Genomic DNA, 21,699 nt, shown 5'->3' with positions numbered 1-21,699 from the left:
TAATACTTCGCTTGGGGATTCTGGTAAGATAATAAGAATTATCATTTGACTTTCGCATCTTTAAGTGGCCTGACCTGACAATGAATGTAACCATCAAAACCCCTGAAGAAATTGAAAAGATGCGCATCGCTGGCCGCCTGGCCGCTGAAGTGCTGGAAATGATCGAACCCCATGTGCAGCCCGGCGTCTCAACCGGCGAACTGGATAGCCTCTGCCATGATTATATTGTCAATGTGCAGAAGGCAATCCCTGCCCCATTGAACTACGGCGCAGCCCCGGGCAGACCCGGCTTCCCCAAGTCCACCTGCATTTCCATCAACCAGGTCGTTTGTCACGGCATTCCCAGTGACAAAAAATTTCTGAAAAGCGGCGACGTTGTCAATATCGATATCACTGTGATCAAAGATGGCTACCATGGCGATACCAGCAAAATGTTCCTGGTTGGTGACGTTCAACCGTTTAACCAGAGGCTGGTACAGGTGACCCAGGAGTGTCTCTATCTGGGCATTGAGCAAGTGAAACCAGGCAATCGTCTAAGCGATATCGGTCGTGTAATAGCCAAACATGCCCACGGCAATCATTTCTCGGTTGTGGAAGAGTACTGCGGCCATGGCATTGGCAGTGTGTTCCATGAAGACCCACAGGTCATCCACTATGAGGGTTATAACGACAGAAATAACTGTGTCCTGCAAGAGGGCATGACATTTACTATCGAACCAATGATCAATGCTGGCAAGAAAGGAACCAAACTTCTGGGCGATGGCTGGACTGCGGTAACCAGAGATCGACGCCCTTCTGCCCAGTGGGAACACACCATTGCTGTAACCGCTACAGGCTACGAAGTGCTCACCAAACGAAAAGAAGAAAACTTTTGATGATGAGCAATCCGTTTCAGAAAATACCAGCCTCTGTTCTGGACCATCTTTTTAATAAGAGTCAGTTCCGGGCGGACTTAACAATTTCCAAAACCCCGATTCCGGCCTATAAGAAATGCCTCAAGGAAGCCACATCCAAAATGGATCAATGGTTTCTGGATGGTATGGATATAGAGCAACTGGTATTTGCCAGGGCATGGTTGATGGATCAGATTCTGCGCCTGGCCTGGGAACATCTGAACTGGAGTGACAGCTGTCCCATTGCCCTACTGGCCGTTGGCGGTTACGGCAGAGGGGAACTGCACCCCGGATCCGACATCGACATTCTGATACTGCTGGAAAAAGACCATTATGATGAACATCAGGATGCGATTGAACATTTCCTGACCTTACTCTGGGACATCGGATTAAAAGTCGGCTCCAGTGTCCGCTCCCTTGATGAGTGTGCCAGCCAGGCCGCTGACGATCTGACCATCATCACCAACCTGATAGAGTCCCGGGTGATATCCGGTCCGGCATTTCTGCACGAACACCTGTTGGACCTGATTGATACTGAACATATGTGGCCCAGTCAACGGTACCTTCAGGCAAAATTCGATGAACAACGTAAACGACACCGTAAATATAATGATACCGAATATGATCTGGAGCCAAATATCAAGGGTTCACCGGGCGGCCTTCGGGATCTGCATATGCTGGGATGGGTAGCCCGTCGCCACTACGGGACTCATGATCCCGCTGAGCTTATGGAGCTTGGATTCCTCAGCAATGTTGAATATCAGCAGCTGCAGAGATGCCGGGCATTTCTCTGGAAAATCCGCTGGGCACTTCACTCCCTGACCGGGCGGGGAGAAGATCGCCTGCTGTTTGACCACCAGCGAACACTGGCCAGCCAGTTCGGTTATCACGACCACACAGGGGCTTTGGCGGTAGAGCAGTTTATGCAGAGCTACTTTCGCACGGTCATGATTGTCAGCCAGCTGAAAGACCTGCTGCTGCAACATTTTGACGACGATATCCTCAGCGCTGGCATCGTTCATAAAGTTCATGCCATTAATGAACGTTTTCAGGTATGCAATAACTACATTGAAACCGTGCACGATAGAGTCTTTGCCGAACACCCGCCCGCTATTCTGGAGATGTTTGTGCTGCTCACCCGGGATCAGACAATCCAGGGCCCCACCGCTGAAACCATACGACTGCTGAGAGATTACCGCCACCTGGTAGACAGTACTTTTCGCAAAGACCCAAGATGCACAAGACTTTTTCTGGAACTCATGCGTGCCCCCTATGCTTTAACAGCGTCGTTAAGAAGGCTGGCCCGCTACGGCATACTGGGTCGCTACCTTCCGGAGTTTGGTCGCATCATAGGGCAGATGCAGTACGATCTTTTCCACACACTCACGGTGGATGCCCACACCCTGTTATTGATAAAGTACCTGCGAAGTTTTTCCTATCAAAAGAGCCACCAGCAGTTTCCTATTGCCTCAAGAATCATCCATAGAATTCCCAAACCGGAATTACTATATCTGGCAGGCCTTTACCATGATATCGGTAAAGGCCGTGGAGGCGATCACTCCCAGCTCGGTGCCGAGGATGCAGAGCAATTCTGTCGTGTTCATGGCCTGAATAAGGAAGATACTGCGCTGATTGTCTGGCTGGTGCAGGAACACCTGACCATGTCCGTCACCGCTCAGAAAAAGATCTGTCTGACCCGAAAGTGATTCAGGACTTCGCCCGACGTGTCGGTACCCGGGAACGACTGAAATACCTTTACCTTCTCACTGTAGCGGATATTAATGCCACCAACCCCGGGCTTTGGAATGGCTGGAGAGCCTCTCTGTTGCAACAGCTTTTCTCGCAAACCCACCAGCTATTGAAACGGGGCGTCGATAATCTGCCGGAAATGAATGAGCAGATCGCCAACACCAAACAACGGGCGATGGCTCTGTTAATCGAACAAGGCTTGAAAGAGGAAGACATATCCTATCTCTGGGATCAGTTTAATGATGAGTATTTTCTCCGTCATCAAAGTGATGAAATCAGCTGGCAGACCGAAGGTATTCTCCAGCATGACTCAGAAGAACCACTGATCCTGATTCCGGAAATTGCCGATGGTTATGAGCACCAGGGGTCAAGCGTGTTTGTCTATACCCATGACCAGTCCAACCTGTTTGCCGCCACGGTAGCGGCGTTTCATCAGTTGGGACTGGCCATTCAGGATGCCCGTATCATTACCTCCAGAAGTAACTACAGCCTTGATACCTATACCGTGCTTGAAGAAGATGGCTCTGCCATCGGGCCCAATGCCGAACGGATACTGGACATCAAAACGCACCTGCAAAATACCCTGTCTGCGCCGGACACATTCCCGGACCTTATCCGCCGTCGAACACCAAGGCAACTGCGCTATTTTAACCGGGAGCCTGCGGTGCTGATCAGCAACCAGATTGAACCCAGGCAAACAGTGCTGGATATTACCGCAACAGACCGCCCCGGACTGCTTGCCCTGATCGGCAAGACCTTCGCCAGACTGGATCTGCAGGTACACGGTGCCAAAATTGCCACCTTTGGGGAAAAGGTCGAAGACAGTTTTATCATAGCTGACCATAATGGTGAGGCCATTCAGGAGGCGGCGAGCTGTAACGAGATATGCAGTGCATTAATCCATGTACTGCGTGAAGCTTCAAGCCATGATGCCATTACACCGTAAATAGCCTGTACTGTACCTGCACGCTGCCCACACAACCTGAGGGTGTTGTGAAAGGCCTTAATTAAAAAGAAGGGAACCACAAAGGCACAGAGACACAAAGTTTTTTTTTGGGCTTGTCTGAGCTACGCTCAGCAAACAAAAGAGACCTCCTTTGTGAATTAGTGTCTTTGTGGTTTAAAGCTTTTATACCTTTTGCAAACACCCTCTGAATGTGTGCAGGCTGTTCAGCCCCGTAATCTTCCTGATAATGCCCTGCCAGGTTATTAGCACCTGGCACATTCCCACTATCCTAATAGAAGTCAATTATCGTACAATTCCTCCCCTTTTTTGTTACCAAACGGTGCAACCCTCTGACATCTGAAATGACAATATCCTCCGTTGTTTTTTAAAATATTCAGGGTCTGGTCGTTCAGATAGATAGTTTGGTGGCTGGCACTATAACTTCGAGTCGGCCAATCTATTTCGTTATCAATAAGGCAGTAACTATGATCTTTGCCTATAGTGCTCAGGATGACCAATTCTCCATTGACCGGGTAACGCCAGATTTCCCGTCGGCCAAGGGCACTATATGGCTGGAAGCAACAGAGCCGGACAGTGCTGAGCACCAATGGTTAACAACCCACTTCCCGGGCTGCCTGCCCGAAGAAGAAGATCTGGGAGAGATTGAAATTTCCTCCCGTTACTTTGAAACCGAAAGCGGTATTCATATTCGCTCCCTGTTTCCCCACAGGTCCGGCCACGAGCTGAGAAATATTAACGTCGCATTCAACCTCAGACCCGATAAACTGATCACCCTTCAGGATGAGCCCACCGGCTTATTCAGGCTGATGCGTAAACACCTTAAAACCCAGCATATCAAGGCAACAACGCCTCTGGAGGTGATCATTGCGCTGTTTGATGCCAAGGTTGAATACCTTGCTGATACTCTGGAAGAAGTGTACGAGGACCTGGAAGAAGTCAGCCAGAATGCGCTGTCAGAGCAGTATAAAGATGTTGATGAGCAGCTGCGCACCATCACACTTCAGGAGGACCTGAATGGCAAAGTCAGGTTGAATCTGCTGGATACCCAGCGCTCACTTCGTTACCTGATGCGCGCATGCAGCCATATGCTCAATGATGAACAGAAAGACAATATCAGGGATATGCTTCGGGATATTGAATCCCTGACACCACACACCGGCTTCCTGTTCGAGAAAATCAACTTTCTGATGGAGTCCACCATGGGCTACATCAATCTTGAGCAGAACAACATAATCAAGATTTTCTCAGTGGCCGCCGTTATGTTCCTTCCGCCGACACTGATTGCCAGTATTTACGGGATGAATTTCAAAATCATGCCAGAGCTCTCGATTGAGTTCGGCTATCCAATTGCACTCGGACTGATGTTGTTGAGCGCGTTAGCCACCTTTCTGTTTTTTAAACGTAAAGGCTGGTTGTAAGTAGTTAACCAAATGAAATCATATATTTCTGACTAAGTTGTCAGTCACTCCCGGCAACTGCTCCTGCGTTGCTCTATCTCCTGCATCCATGCAGTCGTGCGGCGTTGCAACTCCGGTCACATAGCTACGGCTATGCTCCCTACGTTGCGCCTTGCATAGCAACTGCCCACTTAGCCAGAAATATACGATTCCATTTGGCCAACTACTTAATACCGATAGCCACTGAAATAAAACCATCAGCGGCTATACTCTTTTCACCTCAAGCCAAAATTTACTGGGGTGATTTCCATCATGAGCATTGCCAACACAGTTTACGATTACCTTGCCAGGCAGCATATTCCCTATCAAACCATCCGACATCAACCCAGCAAAAGTTCCGTGCAGAGCGCCATCGCCGCCCGAATTCCATTGCACCAGCTGGCCAAGGCAGTGATCCTGAAAGATAGCCTTGATCACTACCTGATGGCCATTTTACCGGCCGCTAACCGGGTCAATATTCACCAGGTGAGCCAAATCACCAACTCAAAACTGCAGTTCGCCACAGAACACGAACTGAACTCCAGGTTCAAAGACTGCGAACCCGGAGCCATTCCACCCTTTGGTGAGCCCTACAATATGGCAGTGCTCTGGGACAACCGGCTGTGCCAAAGCCCGGATGTTTTCCTGGAAGCCGGTGATCATGAAACCCTGATTTGCCTGTTGCAGGAAAGCTTGCAGCAAATCAGCAATGATCAGCCCCATGATGACCTTTGTTCAGCACCTCCGGGAAATCATTAAATGATTGCCGCCACACTGTTCGGGCTCGTCGATTGCCCTGCTACCACTTTCACAGATAGCGTCCATACTGATAGCAGGCAGCTGGTTATCTGTCATCAGAAAGGCCATTTAATTAATGTAAAAAAGGAGCAGATCCCGATAAAACTTCAATAATCGGGAATTCTGGAAGCTGAAAACATGAAACAAAAACTGAGTTTACAGAATATTGTCGGTATGGGGTTTATGGTATTTGCCATGTTTCTCGGGGCAGGAAACCTGATTTTCCCCCCCATGGTGGGACAACTGGCAGGGCAAGATATGTGGTATGCCGCTGCAGGTTTCCTGCTTACCGGCGTCGGCCTGCCACTATTGGGCATTGTTGCCATCGCCAGAGTGGGTGGCGGATTCAACGAAATCAGTGGCGAAATGCCCAGAGCCCTGATCATCGCCCTTGGCTCCTGCATTTACCTGATCATTGGCCCCCTGTATGCCGTTCCAAGAACCGCCCTGGTCTCTTTTGAAGTGGGAATCACACCGTTTCTGGCCGAACCCGGCAAGCTCAGTCAGCTGATATTCAGTCTGATCTTTTTCAGTATCTCATGGTATCTGTCTATCCGGCCCGGAAAACTGCTGGAGTCGGTAGGCGAACTGATCACTCCAGCATTAATTGCCCTGCTGGTCATTCTCGGCCTCTCACCCATTTTTTCACCGCTCGGCATTCCCGGGCAGGCCATGGGTACTTATACCGAATCGCCGGTTATCAAGGGATTCCTTGAGGGTTATATGACCATGGATGCCCTCGCAGCACTGATGTTCGGCATTGTCATCATCACCAATCTCAAATCCCATGGTATTGAAGATAAGTCCAGCCTGTTTCGTTACAGTATCATTACCGGCATCATCGCAGCGGCCGGGCTTGCCCTGGTGTACCTCTCGCTTTTCTACCTGGGAGCCACCAGCCGGGAGATAGCCCCCGAGCCGGACAACGGCGGGCAAATCCTGACCCTTTATGCCGAGACACTGTTCGGAACCACCGGGATAGCACTGCTCGCCGCTGTGGTCACCCTGGCCTGCCTGACCACGGCCATTGGCTGTATCACCGCCGCCAGTGAGTACTTTGATGAAATGTTCGATAGGGTCAGCTATCGAACCATCGTCACCATCATCAGCATTGTCTGTGTCTTTTTTGCCAATATGGAGTTAAACGAGATTATTGACCTTTTTATTCCGGTACTGCTGATTCTCTACCCAATCTCCATAACATTGATTTTCCTGGGGCTTATTCGTGACTGGCTGCCCGGGCCCGTCCTGACTTACCGGGCCACACTGGCGGTCATTTTCATCTTCAGTATCATTGATGTTCTGCGCATAAAAGATTTTGCAATGCTACAGGCAGCATTACAGCCTTTTAGCATGATTCCCGGCTATGAAGCACATATGGTCTGGCTACTTCCGTCTCTGGCGGTATTAATCATTACCGTTCTAATTGGCTTGATCATCAGACCTGCTTCGAACTGTCAAACGCCATAATAAATCACAACCATTTTTTGTTGCCCGGGTAGCCTGGCTATCCGGGCTGCCTTATAGAGCGGCTACTGAAATATCAGTCTCAAATGCAAGCAGGTCCTTAATAGCAAAAGTTATTTTTCAACACCCCCCTGTTTCTGCTCCCTCCCCTATGGACATAAACCTTCGGCTCCCGTCACATCTCAGAATTTAGTCAAGATTAACAATTGGCAAGCGAAGGCAGATCAAGTAAGCTTCCTCGCTTTTAGTTGCCAATACTTCAGCCACTATCACCGGACTCCTTTAGGCTCTACGGTTTTGTTGATGACAGGCAACCGCCATGGCTGCACGCATAAAATGTGTGCGCCTTAAATAGTCCCCAAAAAACGTAGTGCTTGTCACATGTTCCGCAACTTGGCTCTGCCTGCTTTATTTGTTTTAACCATGATTTTAACCGGATGCCAGACAGCTTTTAATAAAGAGCGTCCTGCCAAGGACGATTCTCGTATTACCCAACCCGTTCCGGTTCCGGAGACGTCGGAACACCCCATGGTGCCAGCAAAGCCCGAGGCACAAACAAAACCTCCTGCCGATACCCATACGATTACCATTCGTGAGCAGACCATCCAGACACCGGCTCACCAGGATGGCCTGCTCGTTCTTGGCATCAACGAAACCGCTACCCTGCCAAACCTGAACCTCAAAATGGAGGCAAAGCTGGATACCGGCGCAGAAAACAGTTCCGTGGATGCCAGAGAGATCCAGTTTTTTGAGCGTGATGGCAAAAAGTGGGTCAGGTTTGAGCTGCATCGTACGTCCAAAGGGACTGAGCTGATGGAGTTACCGCTGAAAAGTGTCACCCGGATCAAACGTCCGGGGCTCCCATCGGTGGAGCGCCCGATTGTCATGATGACCATAACCATCGGTGACATTACCCAGTCAGTGCCTGTTTCACTGACAGATCGCAGCAACTATGAGTCACCACTGCTGATCGGGCGCAGCTTTATGCAGGATCTGGCCGTTATCGACGTCAATCAGAAGCATATTGCCACTAAAACGGTGATCAGCTCCAATAACCGTAAAGCCCTGGTTCCCGTTACCCAGAAATCCTACACCAGGGCGATCATCAAACCGGTCAGCATTAAAGGTCTGGTCACCGTGGGCGCTGTTGAACATATGACGCTGCCTGATGCCGATACAGTCCTCAAAGCCCGAATTGATACCGGAGCCCTGACCTCCTCCATTGATGCACGGGATATTGAGTTTTTTGAAAAAGATGGCAAAGACTGGGTTCGCTTCCGATTGGCAAACTCCACTGGTGATCTTATCTCCATGCAGGAGCCGGTCACCCGGTTTGTTCGGATCAAACGTCATGGAGAAGAGCCTGAACGACGCCCGGTGATCACGCTGAATGCCAGCATTGGTGACATCCTTGTGCCGACACAATTCACTTTGCGCAGCCGGGAAAACTATGAATTCCCGGCATTGATCGGTGCCCGTTTCCTTGAGAAACGAGCGCTTGTGGATGTATCCAGGGAATACACATCGGATACCAAACAGCCTTGAGTGGGTGTCGCAAAAGCGATAAAAGCCCTGAACCACAAAGACACGAAGGCACAAAGGAGGCCTTTTTTGCTTGCTGAGCCCAGAAAAAACTTTGTGTCTCTGTGCCTTTGTGGTTCCCTTCTTTAAAAGGCCGTTGGCAACATCACCCTGAGCGGCAGAAAGCCGTTAGCAGGTTCAGGTTCTTCCTATCAACTGAACCCAGGATAGACAGTTAAAAGCGAGGAAAAGAATGAAAGGTCGTTTTCAGCTTGGCCTTATGATTGCCGGACTGATTGTCGCCGGCCTGGGATTAACCCTGTACAAACACTTTGCACTGGGTTTTCCGCTATTGGGCAAGGATGTCTCTACTGTCTGGAGTATTGAAGCCTGGGTGAGCTTCAAAGCCCGGGGACAGGCTGCCCAGGCAAGCCTGACCCTTCCGGATCAGCAGCCCGATGTAAGAATTCTCGATGAATCCTTTGCCTCACCCGGCTATGGCATTAACCAGACCAACGATGGCGGTCAGCGCCGTGCCGTCTGGAGTATCCGCAAAGCGGATGGTCGCCAGGATCTGTTTTATAAGGTTAAGATCCGCCTGGAGCCCGGCATCAACCCCAACGTGAATGACCAGCCCGAACCGTTCATTGCGCCCGTGCTGCCCGAACCCTATCAAACCGCGGCCAAAAGCCTGTTAAAACAGGTGACTGAACACTCAGCCGACACGGTCAGTTTTGTCGGCTCCATGATCAGCCAGTTTAATGCCAAAGAACCCGGCCAGAACACCAATATGCTGCTCGGCATGGTGGAAGAAGGGGTCAAGCTTCCGGACTTGCTGGTCAATCTACTCCACATGAATAATATCCCCGCTCGCATTGTCCGGGGCCTGCACCTGGAAGATGGCCGACGCAGACAACCCATTATCGACATGATAGAGGTGTATGATGGCACCGAATGGCAGCTCTTTGATCCCAAAACCGGTAAAGCAGGTAACCCGGACGCCTTCTTTCTCTGGCAGCGCGGGGCCAAATCACTGCTGGATGTGATGGGCGGGGTTAACTCTGACGTCAGGTTCTCTATTATTTCCCAGAATGCCCCGACCCGGGAGCTGGCACTCACCCAGGCAAACCAGGATGGTGCCGCCTTAATAGACTTTTCCATCTACTCCCTGCCATTGGAAGTCCAGAATGCCTTCAAGATCATTCTGTTGATACCGATCGGGGTATTGGTTGTGCTATTTATGCGCATCATCGTTGGCCTGCGCACCTCCGGTACCTTTATGCCGGTGCTTATTGCCATGGCTTTCCTGCAAACTCAATTAATACCCGGGCTGGTGATTTTCACCTCCCCTGGTATCCATTGGTTTATGGATACGGTCTTTCCTTAGTCAGCAAAACATGCTGCTAGTGGCACGGCTGGGGGCTGTCATCATTGTTGTCATTCTGATCATGGCCGCCATGAGCATCTTCAGCTGGAAACTGGGCATTACCCAGGCACTGACGGTCACTTTCTTCCCGATGATCATTCTGGCATGGACCATTGAGCGGATGTCCATCCTCTGGGAAGAAGAAGGCCCCGGCGATGTCGTGAAAGAAGGCGGCGGCAGTCTTCTGGTAGCCACCCTGAGTTACCTGTTGATGTCCAATCCCATTGTTGAACAGCTCACCTTCAACTTCCCTGAACTGATGCTCACCTTGTTGGGCATTGTTCTGCTGCTTGGTCAGTACACCGGCTATCGACTGCTTGAACTCAAGCGGTTCTATCCACTGGTTCATTCAGATAAGTAGAGGTCGGTTTCCATGGGATGGTTAACAAGCCTGGTGCACAACGCGCTGGCAAAACACTCAATTACCTCACCCTCCCGGCTCAAAGAGACCGGGATACTGAGCATGAACAGCCGCAACCTGAATTATATCTCCCGATATAACCCCAGACGCCTCCTGCCCCTGGTGGACGACAAACTGACCACCAAACGCATGGCCGAGAAAGCCGGTGTTGATGTTCCAAAACTGATTGGCGTGATTGAATACCAGTCCGATATCCGCAAGTTAAAGGGCATTCTGGAACCACTGGAGAAGTTTGTTATCAAACCGGCCAAGGGCAGCGGCGGCAAAGGCATTCTGGTGATTACCGGCCGTGATGGTGATCGATACGTCAAGGCCAGCGGCGAAAGTCTATCCTTTGACGCCATTAGCCGTGATGTGTCCAATATTCTCGGCGGTCTCTACAGTCTGGGCGGCAAATCAGACGTCGCCGTCATCGAAAACCTGATCGTTGCTGACCCCATTTTTAATGACTACAGCTTTGAAGGTGTACCGGATATCCGGGTCATTGTGTTCCGGGGCTTTCCGGTTATGGCAATGATGCGCCTGGCCACCCGGAAATCCGATGGCAAGGCCAACCTGCACCAGGGGGCAGTCGGCGTCGGCCTGGACATGGCAACCGGCAACAGCCTGAGAAGTGTGCAGCATGATTTGCCGGTCAGCCTGCATCCGGATACGGGCCACAATTTCGCAACCCTCAACGTGCCCCACTGGCACAAGATATTATGCCTGTCTGCTACCTGCTATGAGATGACCAACCTGGGCTACCTGGGTGTCGATCTGGTGCTGGACAAACATCTTGGCCCTCTGATTCTGGAACTCAACGCCCGACCGGGCCTGGCGATTCAGATTGCCAATGGCCAGGGGATTGAGCCCAGGCTGAAAATGATTGAATCCCTGCGCAAGCATGACCTGCCTATTGAAGAACGAGTTGCTTTTTCACAGCAACATTTTGGCCTGACCACTGCACCAGAGCGCTGATTCCCCAATGGCTGATGAGCTGTCCTGAAATAACTTCGACATTTCTACGGACGCTGCCCGCCCCCCGCTGCCCGCAAAAGCACAAGTGGTTCCAGCTTTTCGGGAAGCGGGCGGCGACATTTTCCCAGACTGAATAAAACGATGCTGATCAGGAATGCTTCTTTTTTGGGCGGTTGATGGGGCTGGTTTTCGATGGTGCAAAAAAAGAAATTGTCTAATGGATAAACGACGGTGTGACTTTTTATACCCTAAAATAAAAAAAATGGAAAATTTTACGTCACTGCATAGACGAATAGGAATACAAAATTACATCTGAATAAACGGCCATCAATAAGGTAAAAGGATTAAAACGCTACTTTTTCCGCTAATTTTAATTAGTTTTACCACCATTCAAGTATAAAGATAACACGACACTTTTAACGTAGGCATCGCGTCCACTATAAAAAAAACATAACCCGGGAACTTTTACGTCACTGCATAAACGAACAAGGGAGTGCACCGTCATTTTTTGTGCACTTTCTAATGCACTGTTATACATACAACAGCAGGAGTCCTGTTTATGATTCAGCAACCCATTCAGCAATCAATTCAGCAACCAATTTGCGACAGCGCTTCCCAATGTTCAGGGAATGGTGCCGAATATTCCTGGCTCGGCCATGGCGTTGCTGTTTCTAAAGCATTTATGAAATCATTGATTCCAACAGAAGACCCTCACCTCAGTTTTAATTCCCGCAAAGCAGTGAAAGATCTTTTGCGACTGGCCACAACAACTATCCTGCCATCGAGTTCCATCCTTTTCATGGCGAAAGATATGGCCAATGCCTGGTCCGGGAGCGGTTTGCCCGGGCCGGATGCAAAACCGGAATTACCACAGATATTAAAAGAAACCCGGGAAAAAGAACCCGGCTCGAAAACCGTACCCCTTCAACAGCCATCCACGGCCTACTATCAAGGGAGTCAGGGAGCCAAGGGACTGCTTGCACTTGGCACGCTGGCCAGTTCTTTTCAGTATGCGAATTCGAAATCGATTAATAATGCAGAAGACCTGGGCAAGATTGGTCGACATCCCGAATTTCCACCAAACGGCAAATATCAACAGACAGCGGATATTGTTGTCAGTAAAGACCATAAACCCATTGGCACATTCACCGGGGAGTACGATGGGCAGTGCCATACCATCAGAGGCCTGTCTGACTGTTTTGTTGACACTCTGCAAGGCAGCATCAGGAACCTTCACTTTACTGATGCCAATATAAATTCCCAGAAGACGACCGGGTTAGCAGCCTGTGTTGTTGATGATACTGGCACAGTCAGTAATATCCGGGCGGTCAATGTTCATATTGTCAACTCGGGTATGTATGCAGACGCCGGCATCGGGGGGGGGGGGCGGGTTAAAGGAATGGTTGCCAACATCATGGCGGTGAACAGCCATGTCACAACCTCGGGTTTTCGGGCAGACGCCGGCATCGGGGGGGGGGGGGGAGGTTAAAGCTGGAGGAACGGTTGCCAATACCAGGGCGGTGAACAGCCATGTCAAAACTACGGGTCCTCGGGCAGAAACCGGCATCGGGGGGGGGGGATTGTTGAACGTGGAGGAACGGTTGCCAACACCACGGCGGTGAACAGCACAGTCAAAGCCGTGGGTTTTCATGCATACGTCGGCATCGGGGGGGGGGGGGGGATTAACGCTGGAGGAAAGGTTGCCAACACCACAGCGTTGAACAGCAGGGTCGAAACCTCGGGTACATGGGGATTAGCCGGCATCGGGGGTGGGCGGGTTGACGGAACGGTTGCCAACACCACGGCGATGAACAGCAATGTCACAACCTCGCGTTGGTATGCAGACGCCGGCATCGGGGGGGGGGGGGGTTCGACGTGGAGGAACGGTTGCCGACACCACGGCGGTGAACAGCCATGTCACAACCTCGGGTTGGTATGCAGACGCCGGCATCGGGGGGGGGGGGGAGGTTGACGGTGGAGGAACGGTTGCCAAAACCACGGCGGTGTACAGCAATGTCAAAACCAAGGGTAGAGATGCAAAAGCCGGCATCGGGGGGGGGGGGGGGGGGGTGAAGGAAAGGTTGCCGACACCACGGCGGTGAACAGCCATGTCACAACCTCGGGTTATGAATCATACGCTGGCATCGGGGGGGGGGGGGGTTAAATGGAGGAACGGTTGTCAACACCACGGCGGTGTACAGCCATGTCACAACCTCGGGTGATGAATCATACGCTGGCATCGGGGGGGGGGGGGCGGTCACAGGACCGGTTGCCAACACCACGGCGGTGTACAGCACGGTCAAGACCGAGGGTAGATATGCATCCGCCGGCATCGGGGGTGGGGTGGTTTACATTGAAGGAACGGTTGCCCACACCACGGCGGTGAACAGCCATGTCACAACCACGGGTGACCGTGCATACGCCGGCATCGGGGGTGGGTACATTTTAGGAACGGTTGACAAAACCAAGGCGGTGAACAGCTTTGTCAATGGCAATAAAAAGAATTTTGGATCTATCTCCTATGATCAGCTTTTATGCCAAAAAGCAGACCTACGTGTGCTAAAAGCCAATTGCTCTCCGAGAACTGAATTTCGGGTTGCGTTGGATTTATCGTCTTGCCCGGTACCCATAGAGGATGCAAAAACCCTGGGCAAGATTGGTCGAGATCCCGCCTATCCACTAAGCGGCACCTATCAACAGATAGCGAATATTGTTGTCAATAAAGACCATAAACCCATTGGCACATTCACCGGGGAGTACGATGGGCAGTGCCATACCATCAGCGGCCTGTCTGACTGTTTTGTTGACACTCTGGAAGGCAGCATCAGTGACCTTCAGTTTACTCGTGCCAATATAACAAATTCCGCGAAGCCGACCGGGTTAGCAGCCTGTGTTGTTGATGATACTGGCACAGTCAGTAATATCCGGGCGAAAGACGTTCATATTGTCAACTCGGGTGACGATGCAGACGCCGGCATAGGGGGGGGGGGGCGGATTGAAGGAACGGTTGCCAACACCACAGCGTTGAACAGCAGTGTCGAAACCTCGGGTACATCGGCAAGCGCCGGCATCGGGGCTGGGCGGGTTTACGGAACGGTTGACAAAACCACGGCGGTGAACAGCCATGTCACAACCGAGGGTGAATATGCATACGCCGGCATCGGGGGGGGGGGGGGGATAAATGGAGGAACGGTTGCCCACACCACGGCGGTGAACAGCCATGTCACAACCGAGGGTGAATTTGCATTCGCCGGCATCGGGGGTGGGGGAGGTTTACGGAACAGTTAACAAAACCACGGCGGTGAACAGCCATGTCAAAACCGAGGGTGACCGTTCACACGCCGGCATCGGGGGGGGGGTGGGTATACAGAGTAACGGTTGCCCACACCACGGCGGTGAACAGCCATGTCACAACCGAGGGTGACCGTTCACACGCCGGCATCGGGGGGGGGGGGGGACAATTTAGGAACGGTTGACAAAACCAAGGCGGTGAACAGCTTTGTCAATGGCCATAAAAAGGATTTTGGATCCATCTCCAATGATCAGCTTCTTTGCCAAAATGCAGACCCGCGTGTGTTAACAGCCAATTGCTCTTCGAGAACCGGATTTCGGGATGCGTTGGATTTATCGGTTTGCCCGGTAAATGCCGCTAAAGAGTCAACACCCACTACAGCATCAACAGCCGCTAAAGAGTCAACACCCACTACAGCATCAACAGCCGCTAAAGAGTCAACACCCACTACAGCATCAACAGCCGCTAAAGAGTCAACACCCACTACAGCAACAACTGCCGCTAAAGAGTCAACACCCACTACAGCAACAACAGCCGCTAAAGAGTCAACACCCACTACAGCAACAACTGCCGCTAAAGAGTCAACAACCGCTACAGCATCAACAGCCGCTAAAGAGTCAACACCCACTACCGCATCAACACCCATAAAGATTAATGATGCAGAAAACCTGGGCAAGATTGGCCGACACCCCGACTATCCACTAAACGGTGCCTATCAACAGACAGCGGATATTGTTGTCACTAAAGACTATCAATCCATTGGCAATCATACCCATCCATTCACCGGGGAGTTCGATGGGCAGTGCCGTACCATCAGCGGCCTGTCTGACTGTTTTGTTGACACTCTGCAAGGCAGCATCAGGAACCTTAACTTTACTGGTGCCGATATAAATTCCCACAAGACGACCGGGTTAGCAGCCTGTGTTGTTGATGATACTGGCACAGTCAGTAATATCTGGGCGGAAAATGTTCATATTGTCAACTCGGGTGATGCAAAAGCCGGCATCGGGGGGGGGGTGGGTTTACGGAACGGTTGTCAACATCATGGCGGTGGACAGCACGGTCAAAACCGTGGGTTCGCGTGCAGACGCCGGCATCGGGGGGGGGGGGGCTGTTAAGCGTGGAGGAACGGTTGCCAACACCACAGCGTTGAATTGCACGGTCGAAACCGTGAGTTGGCAATCAAAAGCCGGCATCGGGGGTGGGTGGGTTGAAGGAGAAGTTGCCAACACCATGGCGGTGAACAGCCGTGTCACAACCTCGGCTTGGGGTTCATTCGCCGGCATCGGGGGGGGGGGGAGGTAGTAAATGGAGGAACGGTTGACAAAACCACGGCAGTGAACAGCTATGTCACAACCTCGGGTGACTATGCATACGCCGGCATCGGGGGGGGGGGGTCGGTTCACGATGGAGGAACGGTTGCCAAAACCACAGCGTTGAACTGCGGGGTCGAAACCAGGAGTCAGCATGCAAACGCCGGCATCGGGGGGGCGATGGTTTACTTTGGAGGAACGGTTGACAAAACCACGGCAGTGAACAGCTATGTCAATACCAGGGGTTATGCTGCACAAGCCTACATCGGGGGGAAATTCGGCCTTGGAGGAAAGGTTACCAACACCCAGGCGGTGAACAGCTATGTCAATGGCAATAAAAAGAATTTTGGATCTATCTCCAATGATCAACTTTTTTGCCAAAATGCAGACCCTCGTGTGTTAACAGCCAATTGCTCTTCGAGAACTGAATTTCGGGATGCGCTGGATTTATCGGTTTGTCCGGTAAATGCCGCTACAGTGTCTACAGACGCTACAGCATCAACAGCCGCTAAAGAGTCAACACCCACTACAGCATCAACTGCCGCTACAGCGTCAACAGCCGCTAAAGAGCCAACACCTGCGGCAGCCGCCGACACAGTGTCAACAGACGTTACAGCGTCAACAGCCGCTACGGTGGGAGGAATTACCACAGGTTCCCTTCTGGCGGGCGGATTGGGATTGGGGATTGCCGGCTATTCAACCTATCAATGGATTACCGGTTACCAGGATGGGTTGCGTGGTAAGGAGCTGGCGATGAAACCACTTACCCGTGGTAAAGAACTGGCAAGCGCTGCGGTCAACTCAGTATCACAGGGTATTCAGGGAATCAGAGAACGAATGAACAGGCAGAGTGTTCCTGCGCAGGAACCAGCCCATGAAATGAGTTCGGTACAGACTAACTGAGCTGGAGTAGCTGGCCAGATGGAATCGAATATTTCTGGCTTCTTGGGCTGGTACTGTGCCAGGAGCCAGAAGTATATGATTTCAGGGGTTAGGAGTTGTCTGGCAATAACTTCCCTATTTTCATTGCCTGCCCCCGTTCGGACTGAGTTGCTGAGCTTGTCGAAGTATCGAAGTTCGGTGGCACGACCCTTCGATACTTCGACAAGTTCAGCACTCAGGGTGAACGGAAATCGGGAACTTATTAAAAGACAATTCCTTAGCTACTTTTGCAGGAAAGCCCCCATAAAGCCAACCTGAACGCTTCACAGAACTCCCACGACTGTGTAAGAATATCTTGAAATATTTCTCCGGGACGGAGAAAGCTCAATTGCGACATTAATAAATGAACAGGCCATCGATTTGGAACTGGTTTCCTCGTTAGGGAAGACGACATTGTTGTTATTACTGCAACATTTACTCATACCCGGGAAAAATCCTAAGTGCCAGGTCATTTGTCAACCTGCCAGGGATCTTCGCCTGTTTTTTTTGCTGTTATGGCTTTCGTTTTCCGGTTCATTGGTCGCCCAACCCATTTACCTCAGTGGTGATGATGCCATCACCACCCTGCCCCTGGTGCCGGTAAACCCACCCTCAGACATTTTTCAAAGCTCGCTCCCCAATAAAGATACCCCCCTGAACTGGTATCGCCTGGATATTGAACTGTCGCCCTACTCCCCCCATGACTGGCTGATGGTATTCCACCAGGTTCCCCATAAAAAGCTGGATGTTTTTATCCCGGTCAACAACGGGTATCAACTGACAAAAATGGGCATTGATGGTTCACCCTCAGGCATGGCTCCCAACACCATGAAACTGACACTCAAGCCCGGGGAAACCAAAACCTGGTATCTACGTCATGATCCGGTAGCGCTCAATCCGCTCAATCCTGAGTTATGGCCATCTCTGAACTACTATGAACTGCTGAGTGAGCAACAAACCGTCATCAGCTCGATTCAGACGCTGCTGATCGTCGCCTTGATTTTCATCTTTACCCTCACCCTCAGAAATCGAACCCCCGCCTTGTATCTGCTGATCAGCCATCTTTTTGTTGCCAACCTGATGATTCTGATGTGGGAAGGCGACATTTTTCGTGTTGTTTCATGGCCGGGGGAGCCGGGCCACTGGCTTATTCTGATAACCGCGGTGGTGCTGGTCACCGGTATTGCCAGCTATCGAACCCTGGCACTGCTGCCGGTCTACACCCCCAAAACGAACCGACTGATTCTTGCACTGAACATCGTTACAATGGCGCTCGTGGTTTATGGAATCACCTCTGCCAGCAATGCATCAGCGGCAACCCTGAAACTAGCCGCCTATTCACTTCTGGCCAGTTTCACCCTGGTGGTGTTGGCTACCGCTTACTGTCTCTATAATGGCATTCGTCCCGCAAAAGTGGCCTTTCCTTCAGCACTGACCATGCTCATTTTACACTCATGGTTGTGGTATCCCATCGCAGAGTCAGGAAGCCTGACGCCCTACCCTCAACTTATACTCCTCTCTGTTCATGCAGCCCTCCTGCCTCTGTTTTACTGGTATGGGCACCAGCAGAACCTGAACCATGCCATGTCGATTAATGCCATCGCCCCTGCCAGCAGCAAACGGCGTATCTTTGAGTCAGCACTGCGTGAGCACCTGCAAACCCCGGACTCACCACTTTCCGACAACGAACTGATCCAGAAAGTATTGACCACCTTCGACCAGGTATTACCCGGCATTCCTGCCATGGTGTTTCGCCACCAGCAGGATGAATGGCACTTCAACCCCGGGGAAACCACTGATTACTCAAAAGCCGCTGAAAATTTAGCCAGGCAGCTGCCAGATATCGAAGAGGACTTGCTCAGTCTCATCGCTTCGGGCATCGAAACAAAAATCAACTTTAAAGACCGGTTTGGCACCATCTATTGGCTATTCCCACTGAATATAGATGCCGGAAACAAAGTACTTATGGTACTGGCCCCTTCCAGATATCACCGAAATGCCATCACCTGGCAAACCGCCAGCGATATCAGCAACCATGCGTGTACCCTCTTTCAGGCAAATCGACAATCACTCTTCTGGCAGCAGCAGGCCAACCTTGACCCACTGACCGGCTTGCTGAACCGGCGAGCCTTTTGTCAGGAAGCAGAAAATATTATTCGGGCGGCTCTTGGCCCTGACCCCATCCGCCCCTGCTGTGCCCTGTTTATGGACATTGATAACTTTAAACAACTGAATGACCTGCAAGGTCACAATGCCGGAGACCAGATACTTAAAACGACAGCGGTTATATGCCGCAAGTCTCTCCGGCATCAAGATTTACTGGGGCGTTACGGCGGAGAAGAGTTTGTGGCATTATTGCCCGATACAGAGCCCTGGCAGGCATTCCATGTGGCTGAACGAATGCGAAGTGCCATCGCCAGTGAACATGCAAAAAACAATCAATGGGCGAACAGTCAGCCCACAACCGTGAGCATCGGTATTGCCGCCCTGTCCAAAGATGTGCACTCACTGGACAAACTGCTTGAGGAGGCGGATACGGCAATGTACCAGGCAAAACAGACAGGTAAAAACCGGACGTCAATCAGCACAAGCCTGAACGATGTTCGTTTGCCAGCCACATAAGCCACTCAAAAAGAAAGAACAGGTTTGCCACCTCAACGTATCTAAAAGCCCTGGTACATGGTTTCAATGAGTTTGACGGGTTGTCGTGCCTCTGCAATCCGTACGTCCTGAGTGCTGAGCTTGTCGAAGCATCGAAGGACCCATAGGGCCTAAAGGCGGAAACTCCGGACTCTGATAGATCGTGCCAAGCACCCTTCGACTCCGCTTCAGGGTGAACGGAGATCTTACACGTCAAACTCATTGAAACCATGTACTAGTGTTGCTGTTTTTTTGTCTGCCTGTAGCTTTTGCGAAGTGCTTCTGAGGCATAATATGCGGGCGCTGCAACAAACGGCGATATTGCCTGCTTACCCGGTACCTCATTATTAAGTGTCTTGATAAAGCCAAGCTGGCTATGCAGATTTCTCTCGTATTTTGCTCTTTCCCGGGCGGCTGTCATCATCAAGCCTGATTGCTCCCATTCGTCCGGCGAAAGTGAACGGCAATTAACCAATAACTCCTCCCCGACAGCGATATCCCTTAAGGCAAAATAGATAGGGAGGGTAAGATTACCAGAACGGGTATTCACTGAAACAAACGACATGCTGACATTGTTATCTTTGGTCCTGTTGGCCGCATTCAGGAAATGCATCGGTGTATAACGCTCGTTATCCGGTAAAATGACAACCATGTTCGTAGAATCTGAAGAAAGCCCCGCCATTGAGTATTTCGAAAGCGTTCGCTGTGTTTGATCCTTACCTCTGAGACCTGCCATCAGGGTCCGGTAGTAACTCATGAAATCCGGCATTTCAGTCGTCACTTTCTGATGCACATGTTCAGGTTGCCAATCGTGGTTATACCTGGCCCACTCACTTTTGTTGAGCACATAGCCAATACCGGAATAGACCCCGATCAACTCCCCCCCCCCTTAACGGGTGCACGGGCAAATACCCCGTAATTTTTTTCTGGCTCTGCACCCGAAGCATCAGAGCAGCTAAAGCCATAATCAACAAAACGGTATTCAAATCGCGCCTGAAAGGCTTGCCGGGCCTCTTGCTCAGACATGATCAACTGGTTCACCAGGCGGGGTTGCAAAGCTTGATTCAATTGAAAGTCCGGCAACAGCTGACTGCAAGCCAGGCGCGACATCCAGAAATAAGGCTGATAAGTATGCCCGGGAGGAAGTTCAGAGTCTGAAATAGCCCGGTTCCCCCAACGCCCTATTGGCCATCCCCGGCCTATTACTGCCAGTGGCGAAGGCCTGGTGTGCTGAATGGCGTGAAGGTTTGTTCTGTAGCGACAGAAGCATGGTTTCGGTTATTCCCCGACTGAGTATACTGGTGTCTGGCAGTGCACGTATATCTGCTGTCAGTTGCTCCAGGACTGTTGCATGATCACTATCATGCCCGGCGCGGTTGGCAGGGGTAGGGACATCTTCTGATGTTGCCACTCTCGAAGCTACAGATGAAGCTACAGATGAGGTGGTGGAATCGTCAGTTAATGGAGTTATCTTTGATTCAAATATATTTCCGGAAGAGATTGCTGCATCGCTGTCAGAACCTGGGTGGCTGAGACTCGGCTCATCACTCTGGGCAGCTACAACATCACGGGCAAAGGCCACTACCTGACCTTGCCCGCCACTGCTGGATCCACATTGTTCATTTCCTGGATCAGGGGGACGACTTTCAGCCATTTTTGCCGGTAACAGGGCATTGGTTTCCATAAGCTCCCTACTCTATATTTGCAACAACACTCTTAAAATCTCTGACAAAATGTATGCCCAAAAGTTCAACTCACGGCAAAGCCAAACCCTTTGCTTATTAAAGCAACGAATGTCCTTCCCTGACGTCTGATTCATTTAAACAGACATAGTTCAACGTTTTCAGGAACAGGCACCTGCCACTATCGTAGATTTACATATAGGGATTTACGGTTGA

At 51.0% G+C, this 21,699-nt stretch carries 19 protein-coding genes; 16 read left to right on the top strand and 3 right to left on the bottom strand.

Annotated elements, in window-relative coordinates; all coding sequences use genetic code 11:
- The first annotated feature begins 80 nt into the window (after window positions 1-80).
- From map to O3276_RS01515, 16 genes are all read left to right on the top strand, one after another.
- Window positions 81-875, top strand: coding sequence for a type I methionyl aminopeptidase (gene map / locus O3276_RS01590; protein ID WP_269674059.1), 795 nt, complete (start codon window positions 81-83; stop codon window positions 873-875).
- Window positions 875-2,599, top strand: coding sequence for a [protein-PII] uridylyltransferase (glnD, locus tag O3276_RS01585; RefSeq protein WP_269674058.1), 1,725 nt, complete (start codon window positions 875-877; stop codon window positions 2,597-2,599). The genes map and glnD overlap by 1 nt, the downstream gene beginning before the upstream one ends.
- Window positions 2,596-3,588, top strand: coding sequence for a hypothetical protein (locus tag O3276_RS01580; RefSeq protein ID WP_269674057.1), 993 nt, complete (start codon window positions 2,596-2,598; stop codon window positions 3,586-3,588). Before glnD ends, O3276_RS01580 begins: the two co-directional genes overlap by 4 nt.
- Before the next feature lie 485 nt (window positions 3,589-4,073).
- Entirely contained in the window at window positions 4,074-5,027 is a 954-nt protein-coding gene (gene corA / locus O3276_RS01575) for a magnesium/cobalt transporter CorA (protein ID WP_269674056.1), read from the top strand.
- Window positions 5,028-5,318: 291 nt separating this feature from the next.
- Complete coding sequence (locus O3276_RS01570) at window positions 5,319-5,804, top strand: aminoacyl-tRNA deacylase (RefSeq protein ID WP_163373337.1); 486 nt, start codon at window positions 5,319-5,321, stop codon at window positions 5,802-5,804.
- Window positions 5,805-5,981: 177 nt separating this feature from the next.
- Window positions 5,982-7,313, top strand: a complete 1,332-nt coding sequence (gene brnQ / locus O3276_RS01565; RefSeq protein ID WP_269674055.1) for a branched-chain amino acid transport system II carrier protein — start codon at window positions 5,982-5,984, stop codon at window positions 7,311-7,313.
- Between the two features lie 420 nt (window positions 7,314-7,733).
- Window positions 7,734-8,855 carry an ATP-dependent zinc protease family protein gene (locus O3276_RS01560; RefSeq protein ID WP_269674054.1) on the top strand — a complete coding sequence of 374 codons (1,122 nt, stop codon included), beginning with the start codon at window positions 7,734-7,736 and terminating at the stop codon, window positions 8,853-8,855.
- A 229-nt stretch (window positions 8,856-9,084) separates the two neighbouring features.
- A complete protein-coding gene (locus O3276_RS01555) occupies window positions 9,085-10,218 on the top strand; it encodes a UUP1 family membrane protein (protein WP_269674053.1) in 1,134 nt (377 codons plus the stop codon).
- A gap of 10 nt (window positions 10,219-10,228) precedes the next feature.
- Window positions 10,229-10,618, top strand: a complete 390-nt coding sequence (locus O3276_RS01550) for a 7TM domain-containing protein (protein WP_269674052.1) — start codon at window positions 10,229-10,231, stop codon at window positions 10,616-10,618.
- A gap of 12 nt (window positions 10,619-10,630) precedes the next feature.
- A complete protein-coding gene (locus tag O3276_RS01545; protein WP_269674051.1) occupies window positions 10,631-11,635 on the top strand; it encodes an alpha-L-glutamate ligase-like protein in 1,005 nt (334 codons plus the stop codon).
- Window positions 11,636-12,194: 559 nt separating this feature from the next.
- On the top strand, window positions 12,195-13,124 hold the full coding sequence (locus O3276_RS01540; protein ID WP_269674050.1) for a M26 family metallopeptidase: 930 nt from the start codon (window positions 12,195-12,197) through the stop codon (window positions 13,122-13,124).
- Window positions 13,125-13,452: 328 nt separating this feature from the next.
- Window positions 13,453-13,737, top strand: coding sequence for a hypothetical protein (locus O3276_RS01535; RefSeq protein WP_269674049.1), 285 nt, complete (start codon window positions 13,453-13,455; stop codon window positions 13,735-13,737).
- A 91-nt stretch (window positions 13,738-13,828) separates the two neighbouring features.
- Window positions 13,829-14,923, top strand: a complete 1,095-nt coding sequence (locus O3276_RS01530; RefSeq protein ID WP_269674048.1) for a M26 family metallopeptidase — start codon at window positions 13,829-13,831, stop codon at window positions 14,921-14,923.
- Window positions 14,924-15,040: 117 nt separating this feature from the next.
- A complete protein-coding gene (locus O3276_RS01525) occupies window positions 15,041-16,045 on the top strand; it encodes a hypothetical protein (protein ID WP_269674047.1) in 1,005 nt (334 codons plus the stop codon).
- 147 nt (window positions 16,046-16,192) lie between these two features.
- Window positions 16,193-17,143 carry a hypothetical protein gene (locus O3276_RS01520; RefSeq protein ID WP_269674046.1) on the top strand — a complete coding sequence of 317 codons (951 nt, stop codon included), beginning with the start codon at window positions 16,193-16,195 and terminating at the stop codon, window positions 17,141-17,143.
- Between the two features lie 399 nt (window positions 17,144-17,542).
- A complete protein-coding gene (locus tag O3276_RS01515; RefSeq protein ID WP_269674045.1) occupies window positions 17,543-19,783 on the top strand; it encodes a diguanylate cyclase in 2,241 nt (746 codons plus the stop codon).
- Between the two features lie 253 nt (window positions 19,784-20,036).
- Here the strand turns inward: O3276_RS01515 and O3276_RS01510 are convergent, their stop codons facing one another.
- From O3276_RS01510 to O3276_RS01500, 3 genes are all read right to left on the bottom strand, one after another.
- Window positions 20,037-20,678: an SET domain-containing protein gene (locus O3276_RS01510; protein WP_269674044.1), complete on the bottom strand. Its 642-nt coding sequence runs from the start codon at window positions 20,676-20,678 to the stop codon at window positions 20,037-20,039.
- Window positions 20,675-20,869 (bottom strand): hypothetical protein, encoded by a 195-nt coding sequence (locus O3276_RS01505; protein ID WP_269674043.1) that lies wholly within the window; start codon window positions 20,867-20,869, stop codon window positions 20,675-20,677. Before O3276_RS01505 ends, O3276_RS01510 begins: the two co-directional genes overlap by 4 nt.
- 79 nt (window positions 20,870-20,948) lie before the next feature.
- Window positions 20,949-21,485 carry a hypothetical protein gene (locus O3276_RS01500; protein WP_269674042.1) on the bottom strand — a complete coding sequence of 179 codons (537 nt, stop codon included), beginning with the start codon at window positions 21,483-21,485 and terminating at the stop codon, window positions 20,949-20,951.
- Window positions 21,486-21,699: the final 214 nt, after the last annotated feature.

Source organism: Endozoicomonas sp. GU-1 (assembly GCF_027366395.1).
In the GTDB taxonomy this organism is placed as follows: domain Bacteria; phylum Pseudomonadota; class Gammaproteobacteria; order Pseudomonadales; family Endozoicomonadaceae; genus Endozoicomonas.
This window is presented reverse-complemented; position numbering and strand designations above follow the sequence as displayed.

Excerpts from the sequence above, each read along its gene's own strand:
- corA (WP_269674056.1), top strand. The coding sequence starts at position 4,074 with ATGATCTTTGCCTATAGTGCTCAGGATGACCAATTCTCCATTGACCGG.
- O3276_RS01560 (WP_269674054.1), top strand. The coding sequence starts at position 7,734 with ATGATTTTAACCGGATGCCAGACAGCTTTTAATAAAGAGCGTCCTGCC.
- map (WP_269674059.1), top strand. The coding sequence starts at position 81 with ATGAATGTAACCATCAAAACCCCTGAAGAAATTGAAAAGATGCGCATC.
- O3276_RS01540 (WP_269674050.1), top strand. The coding sequence starts at position 12,195 with ATGATTCAGCAACCCATTCAGCAATCAATTCAGCAACCAATTTGCGAC.
- glnD (WP_269674058.1), top strand. The coding sequence starts at position 875 with ATGATGAGCAATCCGTTTCAGAAAATACCAGCCTCTGTTCTGGACCAT.
- O3276_RS01555 (WP_269674053.1), top strand. The coding sequence starts at position 9,085 with ATGAAAGGTCGTTTTCAGCTTGGCCTTATGATTGCCGGACTGATTGTC.
- O3276_RS01545 (WP_269674051.1), top strand. The coding sequence starts at position 10,631 with ATGGGATGGTTAACAAGCCTGGTGCACAACGCGCTGGCAAAACACTCA.
- O3276_RS01535 (WP_269674049.1), top strand. The coding sequence starts at position 13,453 with ATGTCACAACCTCGCGTTGGTATGCAGACGCCGGCATCGGGGGGGGGG.
- O3276_RS01525 (WP_269674047.1), top strand. The coding sequence starts at position 15,041 with ATGTCACAACCGAGGGTGACCGTTCACACGCCGGCATCGGGGGGGGGG.
- O3276_RS01570 (WP_163373337.1), top strand. The coding sequence starts at position 5,319 with ATGAGCATTGCCAACACAGTTTACGATTACCTTGCCAGGCAGCATATT.
- brnQ (WP_269674055.1), top strand. The coding sequence starts at position 5,982 with ATGAAACAAAAACTGAGTTTACAGAATATTGTCGGTATGGGGTTTATG.
- O3276_RS01550 (WP_269674052.1), top strand. The coding sequence starts at position 10,229 with ATGCTGCTAGTGGCACGGCTGGGGGCTGTCATCATTGTTGTCATTCTG.
- O3276_RS01500 (WP_269674042.1), bottom strand. The coding sequence starts at position 21,485 with ATGGAAACCAATGCCCTGTTACCGGCAAAAATGGCTGAAAGTCGTCCC.